The organism is Actinomadura chokoriensis (assembly GCF_039529475.1).
Lineage (GTDB): Bacteria > Actinomycetota > Actinomycetes > Streptosporangiales > Streptosporangiaceae > Spirillospora > Spirillospora bangladeshensis.
In genome coordinates, this window is sequence record NZ_BAAAMW010000005.1 from 316,079 (window position 1) to 335,420 (window position 19,342).

At 72.5% G+C, this 19,342-nt stretch carries 23 protein-coding genes; 18 read left to right on the top strand and 5 right to left on the bottom strand.

Annotation, left to right across the window (positions count from 1 at the left end):
• The first annotated feature begins 80 nt into the window (after window positions 1–80).
• Window positions 81–1,376: a glutamate-1-semialdehyde 2,1-aminomutase gene (hemL, locus tag ABFX46_RS14510; RefSeq protein WP_346042511.1), complete on the top strand. Its 1,296-nt coding sequence runs from the start codon at window positions 81–83 to the stop codon at window positions 1,374–1,376.
• Here hemL and ABFX46_RS14515 read toward each other — a convergent pair.
• Together ABFX46_RS14515 and ABFX46_RS14520 are read right to left on the bottom strand one after the other, a co-directional pair.
• Complete coding sequence (locus ABFX46_RS14515; protein ID WP_346042512.1) at window positions 1,373–1,510, bottom strand: hypothetical protein; 138 nt, start codon at window positions 1,508–1,510, stop codon at window positions 1,373–1,375. The genes hemL and ABFX46_RS14515 overlap by 4 nt on opposite strands.
• A 172-nt stretch (window positions 1,511–1,682) precedes the next feature.
• Complete coding sequence (locus tag ABFX46_RS14520; RefSeq protein WP_346042513.1) at window positions 1,683–2,618, bottom strand: EamA family transporter; 936 nt, start codon at window positions 2,616–2,618, stop codon at window positions 1,683–1,685.
• 72 nt (window positions 2,619–2,690) lie between these two features.
• Here ABFX46_RS14520 and ABFX46_RS14525 point away from each other — a divergent pair, with 72 nt between their 5' ends.
• The 9 genes from ABFX46_RS14525 (at window position 2,691) to ABFX46_RS14565 (ending at window position 11,857) form a co-directional block, all read left to right on the top strand.
• Window positions 2,691–3,614: a LysR family transcriptional regulator gene (locus ABFX46_RS14525; RefSeq protein ID WP_346042514.1), complete on the top strand. Its 924-nt coding sequence runs from the start codon at window positions 2,691–2,693 to the stop codon at window positions 3,612–3,614.
• A 68-nt stretch (window positions 3,615–3,682) separates the two neighbouring features.
• On the top strand, window positions 3,683–5,545 hold the full coding sequence (locus tag ABFX46_RS14530) for a serine/threonine-protein kinase (RefSeq protein ID WP_346042515.1): 1,863 nt from the start codon (window positions 3,683–3,685) through the stop codon (window positions 5,543–5,545).
• 101 nt (window positions 5,546–5,646) lie between these two features.
• On the top strand, window positions 5,647–6,285 hold the full coding sequence (locus ABFX46_RS14535) for a histidine phosphatase family protein (protein ID WP_346042516.1): 639 nt from the start codon (window positions 5,647–5,649) through the stop codon (window positions 6,283–6,285).
• A gap of 48 nt (window positions 6,286–6,333) precedes the next feature.
• Window positions 6,334–6,924 carry a TlpA family protein disulfide reductase gene (locus ABFX46_RS14540; protein ID WP_346042517.1) on the top strand — a complete coding sequence of 197 codons (591 nt, stop codon included), beginning with the start codon at window positions 6,334–6,336 and terminating at the stop codon, window positions 6,922–6,924.
• A 13-nt stretch (window positions 6,925–6,937) separates the two neighbouring features.
• Entirely contained in the window at window positions 6,938–7,681 is a 744-nt protein-coding gene (locus ABFX46_RS14545; protein WP_346042518.1) for a cytochrome c biogenesis CcdA family protein, read from the top strand.
• 1 nt (window position 7,682) lies between these two features.
• A complete protein-coding gene (gene resB / locus ABFX46_RS14550; RefSeq protein ID WP_346042519.1) occupies window positions 7,683–9,401 on the top strand; it encodes a cytochrome c biogenesis protein ResB in 1,719 nt (572 codons plus the stop codon).
• Between the two features lie 4 nt (window positions 9,402–9,405).
• Window positions 9,406–10,425: a c-type cytochrome biogenesis protein CcsB gene (gene ccsB, locus ABFX46_RS14555; RefSeq protein WP_346042521.1), complete on the top strand. Its 1,020-nt coding sequence runs from the start codon at window positions 9,406–9,408 to the stop codon at window positions 10,423–10,425.
• A gap of 113 nt (window positions 10,426–10,538) precedes the next feature.
• On the top strand, window positions 10,539–11,540 hold the full coding sequence (locus ABFX46_RS14560; protein WP_346042523.1) for a hypothetical protein: 1,002 nt from the start codon (window positions 10,539–10,541) through the stop codon (window positions 11,538–11,540).
• A 35-nt stretch (window positions 11,541–11,575) separates the two neighbouring features.
• On the top strand, window positions 11,576–11,857 hold the full coding sequence (locus ABFX46_RS14565) for a hypothetical protein (protein WP_163062292.1): 282 nt from the start codon (window positions 11,576–11,578) through the stop codon (window positions 11,855–11,857).
• A 104-nt stretch (window positions 11,858–11,961) separates the two neighbouring features.
• Here ABFX46_RS14565 and ABFX46_RS14570 read toward each other — a convergent pair whose 3' ends face one another.
• A complete protein-coding gene (locus ABFX46_RS14570; protein ID WP_021593176.1) occupies window positions 11,962–12,165 on the bottom strand; it encodes a BldC family transcriptional regulator in 204 nt (67 codons plus the stop codon).
• A 248-nt stretch (window positions 12,166–12,413) separates the two neighbouring features.
• Here ABFX46_RS14570 and ABFX46_RS14575 point away from each other — a divergent pair, with 248 nt between their 5' ends.
• The 4 genes from ABFX46_RS14575 to ABFX46_RS14590 all read left to right on the top strand — a co-directional run bounded on the left by ABFX46_RS14575 (window position 12,414) and on the right by ABFX46_RS14590 (window position 15,059).
• Complete coding sequence (locus tag ABFX46_RS14575; RefSeq protein WP_346042525.1) at window positions 12,414–13,403, top strand: threonine ammonia-lyase; 990 nt, start codon at window positions 12,414–12,416, stop codon at window positions 13,401–13,403.
• Window positions 13,404–13,453: 50 nt separating this feature from the next.
• The gene (locus tag ABFX46_RS14580) at window positions 13,454–13,693 is read left to right on the top strand and encodes a DUF4229 domain-containing protein (protein WP_131945445.1); all 240 of its coding nucleotides are present in this window, start codon (window positions 13,454–13,456) and stop codon (window positions 13,691–13,693) included.
• 252 nt (window positions 13,694–13,945) lie between these two features.
• Window positions 13,946–14,191 carry a hypothetical protein gene (locus ABFX46_RS14585; protein ID WP_346042527.1) on the top strand — a complete coding sequence of 82 codons (246 nt, stop codon included), beginning with the start codon at window positions 13,946–13,948 and terminating at the stop codon, window positions 14,189–14,191.
• A gap of 10 nt (window positions 14,192–14,201) precedes the next feature.
• Window positions 14,202–15,059 carry a hypothetical protein gene (locus ABFX46_RS14590; RefSeq protein WP_346042529.1) on the top strand — a complete coding sequence of 286 codons (858 nt, stop codon included), beginning with the start codon at window positions 14,202–14,204 and terminating at the stop codon, window positions 15,057–15,059.
• Window positions 15,060–15,068: 9 nt separating this feature from the next.
• Here ABFX46_RS14590 and ABFX46_RS14595 read toward each other — a convergent pair whose 3' ends face one another.
• The gene (locus tag ABFX46_RS14595; protein ID WP_346042530.1) at window positions 15,069–15,614 is read right to left on the bottom strand and encodes a hypothetical protein; all 546 of its coding nucleotides are present in this window, start codon (window positions 15,612–15,614) and stop codon (window positions 15,069–15,071) included.
• A complete protein-coding gene (locus tag ABFX46_RS14600; RefSeq protein ID WP_346042531.1) occupies window positions 15,611–16,051 on the bottom strand; it encodes a YbaB/EbfC family nucleoid-associated protein in 441 nt (146 codons plus the stop codon). Before ABFX46_RS14600 ends, ABFX46_RS14595 begins: the two co-directional genes overlap by 4 nt.
• Window positions 16,052–16,168: 117 nt before the next feature.
• Between ABFX46_RS14600 and ABFX46_RS14605 the strand changes: the two genes are divergently transcribed.
• The 4 genes from ABFX46_RS14605 to ABFX46_RS14620 all read left to right on the top strand — a co-directional run bounded on the left by ABFX46_RS14605 (window position 16,169) and on the right by ABFX46_RS14620 (window position 19,341).
• Window positions 16,169–16,870 carry a demethylmenaquinone methyltransferase gene (locus ABFX46_RS14605; RefSeq protein WP_346042533.1) on the top strand — a complete coding sequence of 234 codons (702 nt, stop codon included), beginning with the start codon at window positions 16,169–16,171 and terminating at the stop codon, window positions 16,868–16,870.
• A gap of 138 nt (window positions 16,871–17,008) precedes the next feature.
• Entirely contained in the window at window positions 17,009–18,265 is a 1,257-nt protein-coding gene (locus ABFX46_RS14610; RefSeq protein WP_346042535.1) for a geranylgeranyl reductase family protein, read from the top strand.
• A 169-nt stretch (window positions 18,266–18,434) separates the two neighbouring features.
• Window positions 18,435–18,794, top strand: a complete 360-nt coding sequence (locus ABFX46_RS14615; protein ID WP_138636821.1) for an NADH-quinone oxidoreductase subunit A — start codon at window positions 18,435–18,437, stop codon at window positions 18,792–18,794.
• A gap of 1 nt (window position 18,795) precedes the next feature.
• Window positions 18,796–19,341 carry a NuoB/complex I 20 kDa subunit family protein gene (locus ABFX46_RS14620; protein WP_131942535.1) on the top strand — a complete coding sequence of 182 codons (546 nt, stop codon included), beginning with the start codon at window positions 18,796–18,798 and terminating at the stop codon, window positions 19,339–19,341.
• Window position 19,342 lies beyond the last annotated feature (1 nt).

Genomic DNA, 19,342 nt, shown 5'->3' on the forward strand with positions numbered 1-19,342 from the left:
ATGTCGTACTTGGTGGAATATCGGCCCGCGCGGCGCGAGGTCAAGGCAAGTCGCCGAACTGCAACTGAGAGACTGAAAACGTGACTGGTATCGATCGCTCCCAGCAGTTGTTCGACCGCGCCGCCGGGGTCGTTCCCGGCGGCGTCAACTCCCCGGTGCGGGCCTTCGGCGCCGTCGGCGGGACGCCTCGCTTCATGGCGTCCGGGCGCGGCCCGTACCTGACCGACGCCGACGGGAACACCTACGTCGACCTGGTGTGCTCGTGGGGCCCGCTGATCCTCGGGCACGCGCACCCGGCCGTGGTCGAGGCGGTGCGGGACGCTGCGGGCCGCGGCACGTCCTACGGCGCGCCGACGCAGGGCGAGGTGGAACTCGCCGAGGAGATCGTGTCGCGGACGCCGGCGGGCCGGGTCCGGCTGGTCAACTCCGGGACGGAGGCGACCATGTCGGCGATCCGGCTGGCGCGCGGCTTCACCGGACGCACCAAGATCGTGAAGTTCGCGGGCTGCTACCACGGTCACGTCGACTCCCTCCTCGCCGCCGCCGGGTCCGGGGTCGCGACGTTCGGCCTGCCCGACACGCCGGGCGTGACCGGCGCGACGACCGCCGACACGCTGATCCTCCCGTACAACGACGTCACCGCGGTGGAGACCGCGTTCGACGAGCACGGCACCGACATCGCGTGCGTCATCACCGAGGCCGTCCCCTGCAACATGGGCGTGGTCCCGCCGCTGGACAACTTCAACGCGCTGCTGAAGCGGCTGTGCGAGCGGTACGGGGCGCTGCTCGTGATCGACGAGGTCCTCACCGGGTTCCGCGCGTCCCGGTCCGGCTGGTTCGGCATCGAGGGCGTGGCGGGCGACCTGATGACCTTCGGGAAGGTGATGGGCGGCGGGCTCCCCGCCGCCGCGTTCGGCGGGCGCGCCGACGTCATGGACCACCTCGCCCCGGCCGGCCCCGTCTACCAGGCGGGCACCCTGTCGGGGAACCCGCTCGCCACCGCCGCCGGGCTCGCCACGCTGCGCAACGCCACCGACGAGGTGTACGCGGCGATCGACCGGTCGGCGGGGATCGTGGCAAAGGCCGCGTCGGAGGCGCTGGAGCGGGAGGGCGTCCCGCACTCGGTGCAGAACGCCGGCAACCTGTTCTCGGTCTTCTTCAGCGAGACGCCGGTGGGCGACTTCGCCGCCGCGCAGCGCCAGGACTCCAAGGCGTACGCCGCGTTCTTCCACGCGGCGCTGGACCACGGCGTGTACCTGCCGCCGTCGGCGTACGAGGTGTGGTTCCTGTCGGCCGCGCACGACGATGAGGCACTGGGCCGCGTCCTGGAGGCCCTCCCGCACGCCGCCCGAGCGGCGGCGCAGGCGTCGTCCTAGAGGGCTTGGAAGGCCTTCACGGCCGCGGCGACCGACTCGGGACGCGGTGCGCGCAGGGGGGCGCGCACCGCCGGGTCGTCGATGAGCCCGACCTCGGCCAGGCACGCCTTGAGGACGGCGCGAGGCACGCGCACGCGGCGACGCCTCCGGCCGCGCCGAGTCGCAGCATCGGGTAGATGTACCTTCACTGTGGAAACGGTCCATCCCCGCGTGCGCGGGGAGAACGTGGTGCCGAGCGAGACCAGGCTGTCCACCGCGCCGGAGCGGGTGAACGGCGTGACGAGCGAAGCGTGGATTCCGTGCATGTCAGGTCACCTCGTTGGTCGGTGCCGGGGTCGGGGCCGTTCGCGCGGGTGCGAGGCGCAGGCGGGACGGCAGCCGGACGCTCCCGGCGGCGACCCCCGCGATGATCAGGGCGGCGCCGGCCAGCCGCGTCGTGCCCACGTGCTCGCCGAGCAGCAGTGCCGCCGACACGAGCCCGAACGGCGGGACGAGCAGCGAGTACATGGCGACCGTCCCGGCCTCGTACCGGCGCATCAGCCATCCCCACGCGCCGAAGCCGAACAGCGTCGCGACGTAGGCGATGAACGCGAGCGAGGCGACCCCGGCGAGCGACAGGTGCCGCAGGGAGTCCGGCAGCGCCCCCGGCCCCTCGAAGACCAGCGACAGGACCAGCAGCGGGACCGGCGGCACCAGCGACATCCACACCATGAACCCGAACGCGTCGACCGGCTCCTCGGTGACCTGGTTCATCCGCCGCATGCCGACGTTCGCCAGCCCCCAGCCGGCCGCGCCGCCGAGGCACATCAGGAACGCCGCGACCGGGGAGCCGCCCTCGGCCTGCGCCGCGCCGAGCAGCGCGACCCCGGCGAACGCGACCGCCATCCCGGCGATCTGCCGGGCGCCGAGCCGCTCGCGCAGCAGCAGGCCCGCGAACAGCGCCGTGAAGATCGCCTGCACCTGGAGGACGACGGACGCCAGCCCCGCCGGCATTCCCATGCTCATGCCGATGAACAGCAGCCCGAACTGGCCGACGCCGAGCGGCACGCCGATCAGCACGAACCAGCGCGCGGCGACGGGCGGCCGCCGGACGAGGAACACCGCGGGCACCGCCGCGGCCGTGAACCGCAGCGCGGCCATCAGCAGCGGCGGGAAGTCGTCCAGCGCCACCTTGATCGGAACGAAGTTGAACCCCCACAGCGCCGCGATCAGGGTGGCCAGCAGGACGTGGCGCGATCTCATGTCCCGATCGTCACGACATACTGGCTTTAGGACAAGCGAGAAATTCTTGACTTCTCGATTTAGTATTGCTTCATGCTTGATCTGGAACGGCTGCGCGCCCTGCATTCGGTCGCGACCTACGGTTCGGTCAGCGCCGCCGCCGACGTCCTGCACGTCACCACGTCCGCCGTCTCCCAGCAGCTCGCGAAGCTGGAGCGGGAGACCGGGCAGAAGCTGCTCGAACGCAACGGCCGGGGCGTCCGGCTGACCGACGCCGCCGAGCTGCTCGTCGCGCACGCCGAGCGGATCCTGTCGCTCGTCGAGCAGGCGCAGGCCGACCTGGAGGCGCACCGCGGCTCGGTCGTCGGCCTGCTCACCGTCGCGGCGTTCCCCACCGCCGTGCGCGGGCTGATGCCGGCGGCGCTGCGCGCGCTCCGCGCCGACCACCCCGACCTGCGCGTCCGGCTCCGCGAGGAGGACCCGCTGCGCAGCATGCCGCTCGTCTCGCGCGGCGACATCGACATGGCCGTCGTCCAGGACTGGAACAACGAGCCGCTGCCCCTGCCCGAGGGCCTGCACAAGGGCGTGATCTGCCACGACGTCGCGGACGTGGCGCTGCCCGCCGACCACCCGCTCGCCGGCCGCGACACGATCGACCTCAAGGAGCTGGCGGGCGACCCGTGGATCAGCTCCGTGCCGGACAGCATCTGCTGCGACTGGCTGCTGCGCACGCTCCGCGCCGTCGACAGCGAGCCGAGCATCGACCACATGGCCTACGAGTTCGCCACGCAGCTGTCCCTCGTCGCGGCGGGGCTCGGCAATGTCATCCTGCCGCGGCTCGGCCGCTGCGACGTGCCGCCCGGCGTGGCGATCGTGCCGCTGTCGGAGCCGCTGTCGCGCCGCGTGTACGCGGTGTGGCGGGAGGAGGCGGCGCGGCGCCCGGCGATCCGCGCGGCCGTCGGCGCGCTGCGCGCCGCCGTCCCCGCCGACGCCGCGGCGGCGGCCGTGCCGAGCTGATCGGACAAGTCGCCGCAAATACCGCCGTTCGGTAAGTTCATCGCGATCATGGACTTGCGGAGGGGCACGTGGACGGCGACGGGCGGGTCGGCGCGCAGTGGCGGGTCGAGGGGTACACCGAGGTGCGCGAACTCGGCGCCGGCGCCCAGGGGCGGGTGGTGCTGGCCCGGCACGACGCGTCCGGGACGCCGGTGGCGATCAAGTACCTGGCCGTCCGTGCGGACGAGGCGGAGCGCGAGCGGCTGCGCCACGAGGCGCTGATGCTCGGCCGGGCCGGCAGCCCGCACGTGGCGCGGCTGTTCCGGCTCGTCGAGGGGCCGGACACGGCCGCGATCGTGATGGAGGCCGTCGACGGCGTCTCCCTCAGGGAACTGCTGCGGCAGCACGGCGCGCTCGGTCCGGAGGCGGCGCTGAGCGTGCTCAAGGGCTCGCTGCTGGGGCTCGCCGCCGCCCACGCGGTCGGCGTCGTCCACCGCGACTACAAGCCCGCGAACGTCGTCGTCCCGGCGGACGGGCGGAGCCGCCTCGTCGACTTCGGCATCGCGACCCCCGCCGGCGAGGAGGCGGGCGGCGCCGGGACGCCGTACTACATGGCCCCCGAGCAGTGGAGCCGGCACATCGCCACGCCCGCGTCGGACGTCTACGCGGCGACCTGCGTGTTCGTGGAGTGCGTGACGGGCCACCGGCCCTACGCCGGGACCCGCGCCGAGCTCATGCGGGCCCACCTGACCGGCGAGGTCCCGATCGACGCCGTGCCCGAGGCGCTGCGCCCGCTCGTCCAGCGCGGGATGGCCAAGGCGCCGGAGGACCGTCCGGCGGGGGCCGCGGACTTCGTGGACGACCTGGAGCGCACCGCGCAGGCGGCCTATGGCCGGGACTGGGAGGCGCGCGGCGTCCACGCCCTGTCGGCGGGCGCCGTCGCGCTCGCCGCGCTGTTCCCGCTCGCCGCCTGGCTGCTGCCGGGCGCCGCGGGCACCGCCTCCGCGGTCGGCGCCGTCAGCGCGGCCGGGGCGGGAGCGGCCGGGGCAGGAGCGGCTGGAGCGGCCGGGGCGGGAGCGGCCGGGGCAGGGGCCGCCGGGGCGGGCGCCTCCGCGGCCGGTACGGCCTCCGCCGCCGGCAAGGTCGGCACGGCCGCGGCGATCAAGGCGTTCTTCGGCACGGGCGCCGGGCTGACGGCCGCCGCCGCCGGGACGGTCGTGGTCGTCGGGGCGGGCGCGCTCACGGTCACGCAGGTCACCAAGCAGGACCCGGAGCCGCGGCCGTCCGCGACGGCGAAGGCCGCGGCCACCGTCGCCGACGTCCGGCCGTGCGTCGTCGAGGCGCCGGGCGCGGTGATCACACCGTCCGGCGTCCCCGCCAAGGTGACGCTCCCCGCCCAGGTCGCGTTGCCGAAGAACACCGCCGTGTACGGATCCGGCCAGGGCATGCTCATCGGTCCCGCCGGGGCCGAGTGCAAGGGGTCCGTCGGCGCCAACGCGGGCTCCAGCACGGTCGGCAATGAGGCCGCGCTGGTCGAGGAGCGCTGGCAGGGCTCGATCGGCGGCATCCGGAGCGTGCTCTGCGAGTACTTTCCGGACTCCGCGCAGGCCCGGCGGGAACGCGCGCAGGGCAACGAGTGCACGTCCGTGCAGGGCACGAGGCAGCCCCTGCCGACCGGCGTGCCGGGCTTCCAGGCGGTGCTCACCCGAGGCCCCGGCACCGACGACCTGCCCTACCCGTCGCCGCTCGTGAAGGCGGAGCTGGCGGTCCTGACGCCGCGCGGCCAGGTCGCGCCGATCACCTGCACGGCCCCGGCCGCGAACGCCGGCATCTGCAACTCGGCGCTGATGTACTGGTTCATCCAGCACCTGGGGGACTCCCCGCCCGCCGCGGCCGTCCTGGAGCGCGCCGCGGCGAGCATCGCCGCATTCGTCGCCTCGACCCGCATCTGAGCCCCGCGCCGGCCCCGTCCGGGGGCCCGGGCCGGGGGACCCGCCCGGGGGACCGGGCCGGGGGACGGTCCAGCCGTGCGGCGCGGGTAACCTGACCGGCGATGACTGACACGACGATCGTTCACCTGCTCCGGCACGGTGAAGTGCACAATCCCGAGGGCGTCCTGTACGGGCGGCTGCCCGGGTACCGGCTGAGCGAGGACGGCGTCCTCATGGCGAAGGCCGCCGCGAAATGGTTCGCCGACCGGGACGTGACCGCGCTCTTCTCCTCGCCGATGCAGCGGGCGCTGGAGACGGCGGCGCCGCTCGCCGACTCGCTCGACCTCCCGGTCACCGTGGACGATCGTCTGATCGAGGCCGACAACCACTTCGAGGGGCTGACGTTCGGCGCCGGGGCCGGCTCGCTGCGCCGCCCCGAGCACTGGCGGCACCTGGTCAACCCCTTCAAGCCGTCCTGGGGCGAGCCGTACAAGGCGCTCGCCGCGCGGATGCGGGCCGCCGTGATCCGGGCGCGGGAGGCGGCGCGCGGCCACGAGGCCGTGTGCGTCAGCCACCAGCTGCCGATCTGGATCCTGCGGCTGCACGCCGAGCACCGCCGGCTGTGGCACCACCCGAGCCGGCGCGAGTGCGGCCTCGCCAGCCTGACGAGCCTGACGTTCCAGGGCAGCCGGCTGGTCGAGGTCGCCTACTGCGAGCCCGCCGCCGGCATCGCGAAGGGCCCCAGTGTCGCCGGTGCCTGACGGCACCGCTAAATTGTGTACTACGTCCTGTAGTAGTAGGAGGGTCCGTTGAACCCCCGAGTCTCCCCGCTGCGCGCCGCCGCGGCCGCCGCCGCGCTGTGCGGCCTGCTCGCGGGCTGCGCCGGGACGGGTGCCGCCGGGAGCGGGCCGGACGGCGCCGACAACAGGTTCATCTCCGGCGACGGGAACATGACGCGGTACGCGCCCGGCGACCGCAAGAGCGTCCAGGGCGTCACCGGTGAGCACCTCGACGGCAAGCCGTTCAAGCTCTCCGAGCTGAAGGGCAAGGTCGTCGTCGTCAACTTCTGGGCGTCGTGGTGCGCGCCCTGCCGCGGCGAGGCGCCGTCGCTGGAGCAGGTCTACACCGAGAACAAGGCCAAGGGCGTCGAGTTCGTCGGCGTCAACTTCAAGGACTCCAAGGCCAACGCGGAGGCGTTCGAGCGCAAGTTCAAAGTGACCTACCCGTCGCTGTTCGACGCCGACGGCCAGGTCACGCTGGCGTTCCGGGAGGTGCCGCCGAGCGCGATCCCGAGCACCCTCGTGCTGGACCGGCAGGGCCGCGTCGCCGCCCGCATCATCGGCGCGACGACGTACTCCAAGCTGAACCCCCTGGTCGCCAAGGTCGTGGCGGAGAAGTGAACACGGCGGCGGCGTGAGCACGGTCAACGAGACGGTCGTCAACGGGTCGCTGGTGGCGGCGGCGCCGCTCGCGGCCCTCGCCGGCCTGGTCTCGTTCGCCTCGCCGTGCGTCCTGCCGCTGGTCCCCGGCTACCTGTCGTACGTGACCGGGATGACCGGCGTCGACCTCGCCGAGCAGCGGCGGGGGCGGCTCGTCGCCGGCGCGCTGCTGTTCATCGCGGGCTTCAGCGTCGTGTTCGTCAGCTACGGCGTCGTCTTCGGCGGCCTCGGCCGGTGGCTGCTGGAGTACCAGGACACGATCACCCGCGTCCTCGGCGTCGTCACCATCGTGTTCGGCCTCGCGTTCATGGGGCTGGTCCCCGGCCTGCAGCGGACGCTGAAGTCGGGCCGCCTGCCCGCGGCGGGCCTCGCCGGGGCGCCGCTCCTCGGCGTCCTGTTCGGGCTCGGCTGGACGCCCTGCATCGGGCCGACGCTCGGCGCCGTGCAGGGCCTCGCGATCACCGAGGCCAGCGCCGGGCGGGGCGCGCTGCTGTCGCTGGCGTACTGCCTCGGCCTCGGGCTGCCGTTCGTGGCGACCGCGGTCGCCTACCGCAGGGCGCTCGGCGCGTTCGGCGCCGTGAAGCGCCACTACCCCCTCGTCATGCGGATCGGCGGGGGGATGCTCGTCCTCATCGGGGTGCTGCTGGTGAGCGGCCTGTGGGGGAACCTGACCATCGAGCTGCGGTCGTGGATCAGCGGCTTCGAACCGGTGATTTGAGATGACTGAGACAACGGAGACCGGCACCGAGGCCCCCGCCGCGCGGCAGGCGCCCCCGGAGGTGCCGCGCCCCAGGGGGATCGGGCCGCTCGGCTGGCTGCGCTGGGCGTGGCGGCAGCTCACCACGATGCGCACCGCGCTCATCCTGCTGTTCCTGGTGGCGCTCGGCACGGTGCCGGGGTCGATCCTGCCGCAGCGGGGCCAGGCGCCCGAGAAGGTCGTCGCCTACCTGGACGAGCACAGGACGCTCGGCCCGTGGCTCGACAAGTTCTCGATGTTCGACGTGTTCGCCGCGCCCTGGTTCGCGGCGATCTACATCCTGCTGTTCGTGTCGCTGGCCGGCTGCGTCCTGCCCCGCGCCGTCAAGCACTACAAGTCGATGCGGGCCCGCCCGCCGGCGGCGCCCCGCAACCTCGGGCGGCTGCCGCAGACGGCGACCTACGAGACCGACGCGTCCCCGGACGACGTCCTCGCCGAGGCCCGCACGGTCCTGCGCGGGCGCCGGTTCCGGGTGGACGTCTCGGACGGCGCCGCGTCCGCCGAGAAGGGCTACCTGGGCGAGTCCGGCAACCTGCTGTTCCACCTGGCGCTGCTCGCGCTGCTGTTCGCGCTCGGCCTCGGCAACCTGCTCGGCTACCGGGGCAACGTCCTGCTGACCGAGGGCAAGACGTTCGCGAACTCGCTCGGCCTGTACGACCAGTTCCAGCCGGGACGCGCGTTCCGCAACGGCGAGCTGGCCCCGTTCACGCTCCGGCTGGACGACTTCCAGGCGGAGTACGAGACCGAGGGCGCCAAGCGCGGCATGGCCACCGAGTTCAGCGCCAAGATCCACTACCGGGAGAGCCCGGACGGCAGGGAGAAGCCGTACGACCTGCGGATCAACCACCCGCTGAAGGTCGGCGGCGCGAAGGTGTACCTGCTCGGCCACGGCTACGCGCCGGTGTTCACCGTCCGGGACGCCAAGGGCGACGTCGCGTTCCAGGACTCCGTGCCGTTCCTGGAGATGGAGCCGCGCAACCTGACGTCCGAGGGCGTCATCAAGGCCCCCGACGCCGAGCCCGACCAGCTCGCCTTCTACGCGATTCTGTGGCCGACCGCGGCCGCCAGCGAGGACGGCAAGCAGATCGTCTCGGCGTTCCCCGCGCCGATCCGCCCGGTCGTCACGATCACCGCGTTCAAGGGCGACATCGGGCTGGACGCGGGCACCCCCCAGTCCGTCTACAAGCTGGAGGGCATCGGCAAGACCCTCCAGCCGATCAAGGACGGGCAGAAGCTGCTGGAGCCGGGCGAGACCTTCACGCTGCCCGGCGGCGCCGGCTCCATCACGTTCGACGGGCTCCGGGAGTGGACGAGCCTGTCGGTCAACCGCGACCCCGGACGCATCCCCGCCCTGGTCGCGTCCATCCTCGCGGTGCTCGGCGTGGCGACCTCGTTCATGGTCCGGCGGCGCAGGGTGTGGGTCCGTGCGAGCGCCGGAGAGGGCGGGCGTACGGTTGTCGAGGTCGGCGGTCTCACGCTGGGGAACCCGACCTCGGAGTTCGACGACATCGTGACCGCGCTGCGCGGTCCGGAGGACGAGCCGGGTCCGCAGGACGGACCGGGCCCTGAACCCGGGCCCGACCCCGAGCCCGGTCCGCAACCCGAGCCCGGTGCGGAGCCCGGCGAGATCGACCCCGGCGCCGATCGTGAATCCGGGTCGGCCCCCGAACCGAAGGAGTGACGAGGTGAGCAACGCCGACCTCGCGAACCTGAGCGACAAGCTCATGCTGACCACCGTCGTGCTGTACATCGTCGCGCTGGTCGGCTACGCCGCCGACCTCGGCTTCGGCCGCCGCCGCGCGGTGGCCGGCGGCGAGCAGGCCGTGACCGAGGAGGAGCAGGCGAAGGTCCTGGTCGGCGCGGCCGGCGCGAAGGGCGCGGCCGGAGCCGCCGCCACCGCCGAGGCCACCGCCGAGGCGGCGGACGCGGCCGGCGCGGACGAGAGCGGCTCCGAGCGCGTCCGCATCGACTGGGCGAGCCTCGCCGTGCTGCTGAACGTGCTCGGCTGGGGCGCGCACCTCGGCGTCCTGGTGACCCGCGGGCTGGCCGCGAACCGGTGGCCGTGGGGGAACATGTACGAGTTCCTCACCTCGATCGCGTTCGCCGCCGTCACCGCGTTCGTCGTCGTGATGTTCCGGTACAAGGCGCGCTTCCTCGGCGCGTTCGTCATGGCCGCCGCCGTCATCGCGCTCGGCGTCGCCAACATCTGGCTGTACGACTCGGTGGGCCCGGTCAGCCCGGCGCTGAACTCCTACTGGATCGCCATCCACGTGACCGCGGCGATCATCGCGACCGGCTCGTTCACCGTGGCGGGCGCCGCCACCATCCTGTACCTGGTGCGGGACCGCGCGGAGTCGCGCGGCGGCGTCGCGGCGGGCGGCGTCCTGTCCCGGCTGCCGTCGGCGGACACCCTCGACCGGCTCTCGATGCGCGTCACCATGTTCGCGTTCCCGATCTGGACGGCCGCGATCATCATGGGCGCGATCTGGGCCGACCAGGCGTGGGGCCGCTACTGGGGCTGGGACCCGAAGGAGATCTGGTCCTTCATCACCTGGATCATCTACGCCGCGTACCTGCACGCCCGGGCGACCGCCGGCTGGAAGGGCCGCAAGGCCGCGATCCTGTCGCTGATCGCGTTCGCCGCGCTGCTGTTCAACTTCTTCGGGGTCAACTACATGTTCTCCGGCCTGCACTCCTACGCGTAGGGGCGCCACTCGGGGGATGACGGCGTGTCGGGTTCCGGCTTACCCTGCCTGCGGGGCCCGGTCCGGCGCGCACGCCGCTCGACGTCCACGGGGCCCGCAGACAGAGGAGCCCGATGCGCTTCAAAGGCGTCCACCGCAAGCCCCGGGACCAGCGGACCCGGGAGGCGCCGCACGGCGGCCGGTTCCGGGCCGACACGGCCCGCGACGAGCGCCGGCAGGAGGTCGCCTACGCGCCGTCCCCGCCCGACTCGGGGCAGGTGCGGCCGCGCAGCAACCAGCCGCGCGACCGCTTCGGCCGGTTCCGCAAGGCGGGCCGCGACGACGACTTCGCGGTACCCGGCCCGGACGCCGCCGGGACCGACGCCGTCGACACGGCGGGCGGCCCGCGCGGGCTGACCGGACGGCTGGCGCGCCGCGTGCACCGGCCGCGCGCCGCCGACTACTCCTGGAGCGACTTCGAGCTGGAGGACGACCGCGTCCGCGTCGAGCCGTACCCGCCGGGCATGCCGCACGCCGCCGACGGCCGCCGCAACTGCGGTGTGCTGGAGAGCGTGCTGGTCCGGCAGTGGGACGTCCGGGACGGGCCGCCGACACCCGAGGTCATCGGCGCCGTCGACAGCCTGGCGTCGCTGCCGGAGCCGCTGAAGGAGAAGCTCGCGGCCGGGCTCGACGGCATCTACGTGGGGCCGGGCGGCGTCCCGCAGCTGGACGACATGGGCCATCTGCGCGACCGTCCGCTGCCGTCCGGCCGCGCCACCTGGGACATCTGCGCCGGCGCGTACGGCGACCGCAAGATCGTCGTGGGGGACCGGCCGTCCCCCACGCCGGACGTGATGCTGCACGAGGTCGGGCACGCCCTCGACGACATCGACGGCGACGACGGCGAGTGGACGTCCGACAGCCCCGCCTTCCGCAAGCTGTACGAGGAGTGCCGCCCGCACCTGGCGAGCGCGTTCCACAAGCAGCCGGATGCGCTCGGCCGCCGCGAGTTCTTCGCCGACGCGTTCGCCGCGATCTCCTCCCGGCAGCGGCCCGCGCTCGTGGATATGCTCGCCGGCAACATCAGGACGGCCCTCGAGGTCATGCTCTTCTTCAACCGCAGGTACGGGATCTAGGACACCGCGATGGACGACGGCGAGGGTGATCGACGATGTACGTGATCCGGCTCCCCGACGGCACGCTCCGGGTTCCGCACAGCGTCGTGTCCGAACCGGACGAGACCGAATCGGACGCCACCGGGCCGGAGGCGCGCGAGGGACGGATCATCGCCGACGCCTATGTCGAGATCGGGCCGGGGGACCCCGACTACGACCGGCTCCTCGGCGAGTCGCTCACCGAGGAGGAGATGGCGGACCGGCGGCGCCGCTGGCGGGACGAGGACGCGGACCTGCTGCGGCGGTTCGAGGAGTGGAAGGGGGACGCGGAGGACTGAGCAGGGGGACGCCCCCGCGTGCTGCACCGGTGTTCGGGACGGCTCCGGCCGCCCGGCTGGAAGGGACCGGTCCGTGGCGCGGCGGTCCGGGCGGCCAGAGCGCGTCAGCGGGCCGAATGCTCCGCGACGGGCTCCTCGCCGCGCAGCAGCGCGTGCACCTCGGACTCGCGGAAGCGCCGGTGGCCCCCCGGAGTGCGGATGCTGCTGATCCGGCCCGCGGCGGCCCACCGGGTGACCGTCTTCGGGTCGACCCGGAAGAGGGCGGCGACCTCCCCTGGGGTCAGCAGGCGCTCGCTCGTGCTCTCCACGTTTTCTCTCCCCCTTTGTCCCGCTCTCGGCGCGGGTGGACTGTTTAACAGTGTGGCGGGTCAAGACCGATTTCTCCCTTGTTTTCGGAAAAGATCACTGACCGTAGTTTCCCGAGCAGGAGCGATCGCGCTCAGTGGTCGCCACCCGGGGCGCAGCGTGCGCACTGACCCCGTTTGACCTGCCATGTAACGCCGGAAACGCCGCCCCCGCGCGCCCGTCCGCCGCGGTCGAAGTAGTCTTCGAGACCATGTCCGATCTAGTCTCGCTGCCGGAGATCGAACGGGCCGCCGAGCGCATCGCCGGTGTCGCCGTCCGGACCCCGCTCGTCCCCTTCCCCCGCGACCCCGCCCCCGCCTCCGGCGCCGCCGCCGAGGAGCCGGCGCTGCTGGTGAAGGCCGAGTCGCTGCAGCCGATCGGCGCCTTCAAGGTGCGCGGCGCCTACGCCGCCATCTCCTCCCTCACCTCCGCCGAGCGCGCGGCCGGCGTGGTGACCCACTCCAGCGGCAACCACGCGCAGGCCGTCGCCTACGCGGCCCGCGCCCTCGGCATCAAGGCCGTGCTGGTCATGCCGCACACCACCCCCGCCGTGAAGGTCGACCGCTGCGTCGCGCTCGGCGCCGAGGTCGTCTACGTGGAGCCGACCGCGCAGGCCCGCACCGAGACCGCCGAGAAGCTCGCCGCCGCGCACGGCTTCACGATGATCCCGCCCTACGACGACGCCCGGGTCATCGCCGGGCAGGGCACCGCCGGGCTGGAGATCGTCCGAGACCGCCCGGACGTCGACGTCGTCCTCGTCCCGGTCAGCGGCGGCGGCCTCATCGCCGGCGTCTCCGCCGCCGTCAAGGCGCTGCGCCCCGAGGCGAGGATCATCGGCGTCGAACCGGAACTCGCCGCCGACGCCCGCGACTCGGTCGCCGCGGGCCGCCCGGTCTGCTGGGACGCCGAGAAGACCGGCCGCACCATCGCCGACGCCCTGCGCGTCCAGCAGGTCGGCGACCTCCCGTTCGCGCACATCCAGGCCCACGTGGACGCCATCGTCACCGTCACCGAGGACGAGATCCGCGGCACGATGCGCCGCCTCGCCCGCGAGGCGCGCCTCATCGCCGAACCCGCCGGCGCCGTCGCCACCGCCGCCTACCTGCACCACCGCGCCGAACTCCCGGCGGGCCGCACCTATGTCTCGATCCTGTCCGGCGGCAACGTGGACCCGGCCCTGTTCCTGGACGTCCTGCGGTGACCGCACCCCGGGGACGGACCACGCGGCACCGGGGTTAACCTCGAAGGGCCATGCGTTCCGTCATCTTCTACACCCTCGCCCGGCTCGCGATCTTCGCGGCGACCGCCGGCGTGCTGGCGCTCGTCGGCGCCCGCGGCTTCCTGCTCCTGCTGATGGCCCTGCTGATCAGCGGCGTCGTCAGCTACGTCCTGCTGTCCTCGCAGCGCGACCGCATGTCCGCCGCCGTGGCCGGCGGCTTCCGCGGCCAGCGCCAGAAGTTCCAGAAGTCCCTCACCAAAGAGGACGCCTAACAGAAGGAGCGCGGGAGAGTGAGTCCCGAGCCGCCGAACAGGATCGACCAGATCCTCAATACGCCGTCCCCGTCCCCGACTGCCCCGGCGCCGTCCCCGGCGCCGTCGCCGTCCCCCTCTCCATCGCCTTCGCCGACTGCTCCCGCGCCGGCCTCGCCTTCCGCGCCTGCCTCGCCTTCCGCGCCCCCCTCGGGCGGCGGCAACGGCCAGGTACAGAACGACCACGAGGCCATCAACGCGTACGCGAAGAAGGTGGCGGCGGAACTGGGGCCCAAGTTCACGGCCATCGCGAAGGAAATAGGGTCGCTGGACCTGGCGCAGACCTCGTTCACCGCGGTGACGGTCGCCCTGGCGATCGCCTACACCGAGTCGAGCGCGTTCTTCATCCAGGACATGAAGAGCAAGAACGACCGGCTCGGCGAGATCGAGTACGGCCTGACCACCGTTGCCGCGACGTGGCGGCAGGCGGGCGAGAAGAGCACCATCAAGACCGTCTGAGAAAGGCGCCATGTTCGAAGACGGCCTGGGGACGGCGCAGACCGCCCTCTACACCAGCATGGGCTGCGCGATGGTCCTTCCCGCGGCCTGGGAACTGGTCTCGATGATGTACCTGTGCCAGTGCGACCCGGGCGCGTACTGGAAGGGCTCCGAGACGTGGGCCGACACGGCGAAGAAACTCCACGATCTCGAGAAGGACATCGACCGGATCGTCAAGGACATCCCCGATCATGACTGGGACGGTGAGGACCGCAAGGCCTACGAAGAGACGATGAAGGACTTCAAGACGCAGGTGGGCCTGTCCGCCGTCATGGCGGACGTCACCCACTACGTCTTGCTGTTCGCCGCCGTCACGCTCTACATCCTCATCGTGATCATGCTGGTGATCTCCATCATCCTGGTCGCGCAGGTCGTCTACGTCGGCATCGTCGCGGCCAGCACGATGGGCACCGGCTACTGGGCCGCCGTCGGCGAGATCTGCCTGATCATCGAGATGGAACTGGTCCCGATGTTCGTCACGGTGACCGAGAACGTGGACGCGCTGATGAACGCCGCCGCGGCGATCCTCGGCACCACGCTCGTCGCCGACATCGCGGGCCAGATGCTGTCGGGCAACCCGGGCGCCGCCCTGGACCTCGTCCAGGCGCAGGTCCCGGCGTTCGATGCGGCCTGGCGCGGGTCGCTGCAGCGCCTGGAGCGCAACCTCACCGGCCACGCCATGAAGTGGGACCACACCGGCGGGCCGAAGCTGCCCTGGCCGGTGGTCGGCGGCGGGCGCGTCAAGGGCGGGGTCGACTCCGGCGGGGACTCGCCCTCCTACACCTTCACCGGCGACCTGACGAGCGAGCCCAGCCCCGAGGTCGGGTAGCGCCCGCGCTCACCTGCCCCGGGTCAGCTCCGCCAGCACCAGCCCGGCGACCAGCAGGCCGCCGAGCGGTCGCGGGACGGCCGCTCGGCGGAGCGTCCAGCCGGGCGCGTCGTAGGAGATCTCGCCGATCTCCGCGCCGTCGGCGGTGATGGCGAGGACACCGCGCTCGCCCTCGATCAGGCCGATCTCGGCGCCGTCCGGGCCGCGCAGCCGAAACCGCTTGGACATCATGGGCGAGGCGTCGTCGATGCGTCCGGCGGGCTGCCCCCGGTCGTCCAGGACCCGCGTGCGCCGGGTGTGGGCGTAGCGCTCCTTGTCGACGGTCATCAACGCGGTGCCGTCCACGGCGGACAGGGCGACGGTGCGGCGGAAGTCGCGGTAGGTCTTGGACGAGAGCCTGCGTGCCTGGCCGAGCAGTCCGAGCGACGGCTCGCCGCCGACCGCCAGCGTCCGCCCGTCGTCGCCGGCCAGGGTGAACGCCGTCTCCATCATCCGGCCGCCGCCGAGCCGCAGCCGGACGACGGGAGCCTCCAGGAGGTCGTCGGCCGCGCTCACATCCGCATCCGGCGCTTGAGGTCGTTGAGCGCGGTGACCGACTCGCCCATCGCGCCGCTGAACGCGTCCCGCATCACCCGCAGGTTCTCGCCGAACTTCTCGGGGTCGCGGAACATCTCGGCGGGGTTCTGGTCGCCGTAGGCCTCGGACACGATCTCCTCGGTCTGCCGCTTCAGGTCGGCCTGCGCCTCGGCGGCGAGGTCCAGCAGCGTGCGGGTCAGCTCGTCGGCTCCCATCCGCATCGCCCGCGGGTCGATGCGCAGTTCGGTGAGCGCGCCCGCGGTGGTGAAGCCGACGCTGACCCGGCCGTCGCCGCTGGACGCCCGGCCGACCAGGCTGGACAGCCGCTTCTGCACCTCCAGCGTCTTGCCGAAGTAGCCCTGCGCGTTGCGCTTGTTGGCCTCGATGCTCTGCCGGAGAGTCTCGTCGAACTCCATGGTTCTCCAGGGACGTGGCGGGGGTCGGGTCCGTTGGATCTTATGTGTTCCGGCGGGGTGCGGCTTGGGGCGACCGTGGGCGCGCGGGGTGGTCGGGGCAGTCTCTAGGGTGGGGGCATGACCCGCGCCTCTCTTGACAAGCAGCCCGCCGACGTCGCGGCGATGTTCGACGGCACCGCGGAGCGGTACGACCTGCTGAACACGCTGATGACCGGCGGGCAGGACCGCAGGTGGCGGCGGGAGGTCGTGCGGGCGCTCGGGGCGCGGCCCGGTGAGCGGATCCTCGACCTCGCGGCCGGGACGGGGACGTCCTCGGTGCCGTTCGCGGAGGCGGGCGCCGACACGGTGGCGTGCGATTTCTCGCTCGGGATGCTGCGGGTCGGGGTGCGCCGGCAGGCGGACGTGCGGCGGCTGAGCTTCGTGGCGGGGGACGCGCTGTCGCTCCCGTTCGCGGACGGCTCGTTCGACGCCGTCACGATCTCCTTCGGGCTGCGCAACGTCGCCGACACCGGCAAGGCGCTGCGCGAGCTGCGGCGGGTCGCCAAGCCCGGCGGGCGGCTGCTGGTCTGCGAGGTGAGCCATCCGCCGAACGCGCTGCTCGCGCTCGGCCACAAGGCGCACCTGAAGTACGGGCTGCCGCTGCTGGCGCGGGTCAGCTCCAATCCCGACTCCTACCGCTACCTCGCCGAGTCGACGCTCGCCTGGCCCGACCAGGCGGCGCTGGCGCGGCTCGTCCAGGACGCCGGCTGGGACGCGGTGCGGTGGCGCGACCTCACCTTCGGGGTGGCCGCGCTGCACCACGCCGTCAACCCGGGCTGACCGCCGCGGCCGGTGGGCGTCGGACCGGTCCAAACTCAGACCGACCCAGAAGTACCCACCAGTCGTGATAAAGGAATAGACTCCCCTGTCGGATCCTTGTGAAGTGCTTCACAAGCGAACGAGCTGAAGAGGAACGCCGTGACCGACTCCACCCGACACGCGGACGTGATCGTCGTCGGGGCAGGCCCCGCCGGATCGTCGACCGCCTACTGGCTCGCCCAGGCGGGTCTGGACGTGTTCCTGCTGGAGAAGGCCACCTTCCCGCGGGACAAGATCTGCGGCGACGGGCTCACCCCGCGCGCCGTCCGCGCGCTCATCGGCATGGGCGTCGACATCAACGACCCGGGCTGGGGGCGCAACAAGGGGCTGCGCATCTACGGCGGCGGCGTCAAGGTCGAGCTGCCCTGGCCCGAGCTCGCGTCGTTCCCCGACTTCGGGCTCGTCCGCAAGCGCACCGACCTCGACCAGCTCCTCGCCGAGCACGCGGCGAAGGCCGGCGCGCGGCTGCTCCAGGGCTGCAACGTGACCGGCCCCATCCTGGACGAGCGCACCGACCGCATCATCGGCGTCACCGCCGTCCTCGACGGTGAGGAACTGGAGTTCCGCGCCCCGCTCGTCGTCGCCGCCGACGGCAACTCGACCCGGCTGTCGCTCGCCATGGGCCTGCGGCGCCGCGAGGACCGCCCGATGGGCGTCGCCGTCCGCCGCTACTTCCAGACGCCGCGCCACGACGACGACTACATGGAGGCGTGGCTCGAACTGTGGGACGGCGAGCGCCTCCTGCCCGGCTACGGCTGGGTGTTCGGCGTCGGCGACGGGACGTCCAACGTCGGGCTCGGCCTCCTCAACACCAGCAAGGCGTTCCAGAACGTCGACTACCGCGGCATGCTGAAGCGCTGGTGCGCGCAGATGCCCGAGGACTGGCAGTTCGACGAGGAGCACGCCACCTCCAAGATCCGCGGCGCGGCGCTGCCGATGGGCTTCAACCGGCAGCCGCACTACACCCGCGGCATGCTGCTCGTCGGCGACGCCGGCGGCATGATCAACCCGTTCAACGGCGAGGGCATCGACTACGCGCTGGAGTCCGGCCGGCTGGCCGCCGACATCATGGTGCAGGCGCTCGCCCGCCGCACCCCGGCGCAGCGCGAGCGGACGCTGTACGAGTACCCCCGCATCCTGAAGGACGAGCACGGCGGCTACTTCACCCTCGCCCGCGTCTTCGTGCAGGCGATCGGCGACCCGCGCGTCATGAAGTTCCTCACGGCGCACGGCCTCCCGCACCCGACGCTGATGCGCTTCACGCTCAAGCTCCTGGCCAACCTGACCGACCCCAAGGGCGGGGACGCGATGGACCGCGTCATCAACGCCATGCAGAAGGTGGCGCCGTCGGCATGAGCGAGCGGATGACACGGCTGATCGAATTCAAGCTTCCGCAGGTGAGCGGACTACAGTGCATTACCCGACCCCCTGAGGGGAGCGCTATTGATCACCTTGGTTAGGGTGGCGGGTCGCGGCCGGCCCGTCCCGTACAACGTCGTACGTCCCGAGGAGAGGTCGTAGAGACATGGATCTCTATATTCCGATCATCGTGCTTGGGGTCCTCGCCTTCGCCTTCGCCGCCGGCTCGGTGCTGATGGCCGCGTTCACCGGCCCGAAGCGCTGGAACCGCGCCCGGCTGGACGCCTACGAGTGCGGCATCGAGCCGACGCCCCAGCCCGTCGGCGGCGGTCGTTTCCCGATCAAGTACTACCTGACGGCGATGCTCTTCATCGTCTTCGACATTGAGATCATCTTCCTTTATCCCTGGGCGGTCGCTTTCGACCGGATGGGGCTCTTCGGCCTTGTCGAGATGGTTCTTTTCATCGTCACCGTGCTCGTCGCATACGCCTACATCTGGCGGCGCGGCGGTCTGGAGTGGGACTGACATGGGCCTAGAGGAGAAACTCCCCAGCGGATTCCTGCTGACCACGGTCGAGCAGGTCGCGGGTTGGGCGCGCAAGAGCTCGGTGTGGCCGGCGACGTTCGGCCTCGCCTGCTGCGCGATCGAGATGATGGCGGCGGGCGACCCCCGGCACGACTTCTCCCGGTGGGGGATGGAGCGCGCCTCGGCGACGCCGCGGCAGGCCGACCTGATGATCGTCGCGGGCCGGGTGAGCCAGAAGATGGCGCCGGTGCTGCGGCAGATCTACGACCAGATGACCGAGCCCAAGTGGGTCATCGCGATGGGCGTGTGCGCCTCGTCCGGCGGCATGTTCAACAACTACGCGATCGTGCAGGGCGTGGACCACATCGTCCCGGTGGACATCTACCTGCCCGGCTGCCCGCCGCGGCCGGAGATGCTGCTGGACGCGATCCTGAAGCTGCACGACAAGATCCAGAACACCAAGCTCGGGCCGCAGCGGCAGAAGCAGATCGCCGAGCTGGAAGAGGCCAAGCGCCGCCAGCTGCCGCTGCTCGGACAGGGGGCGTGAC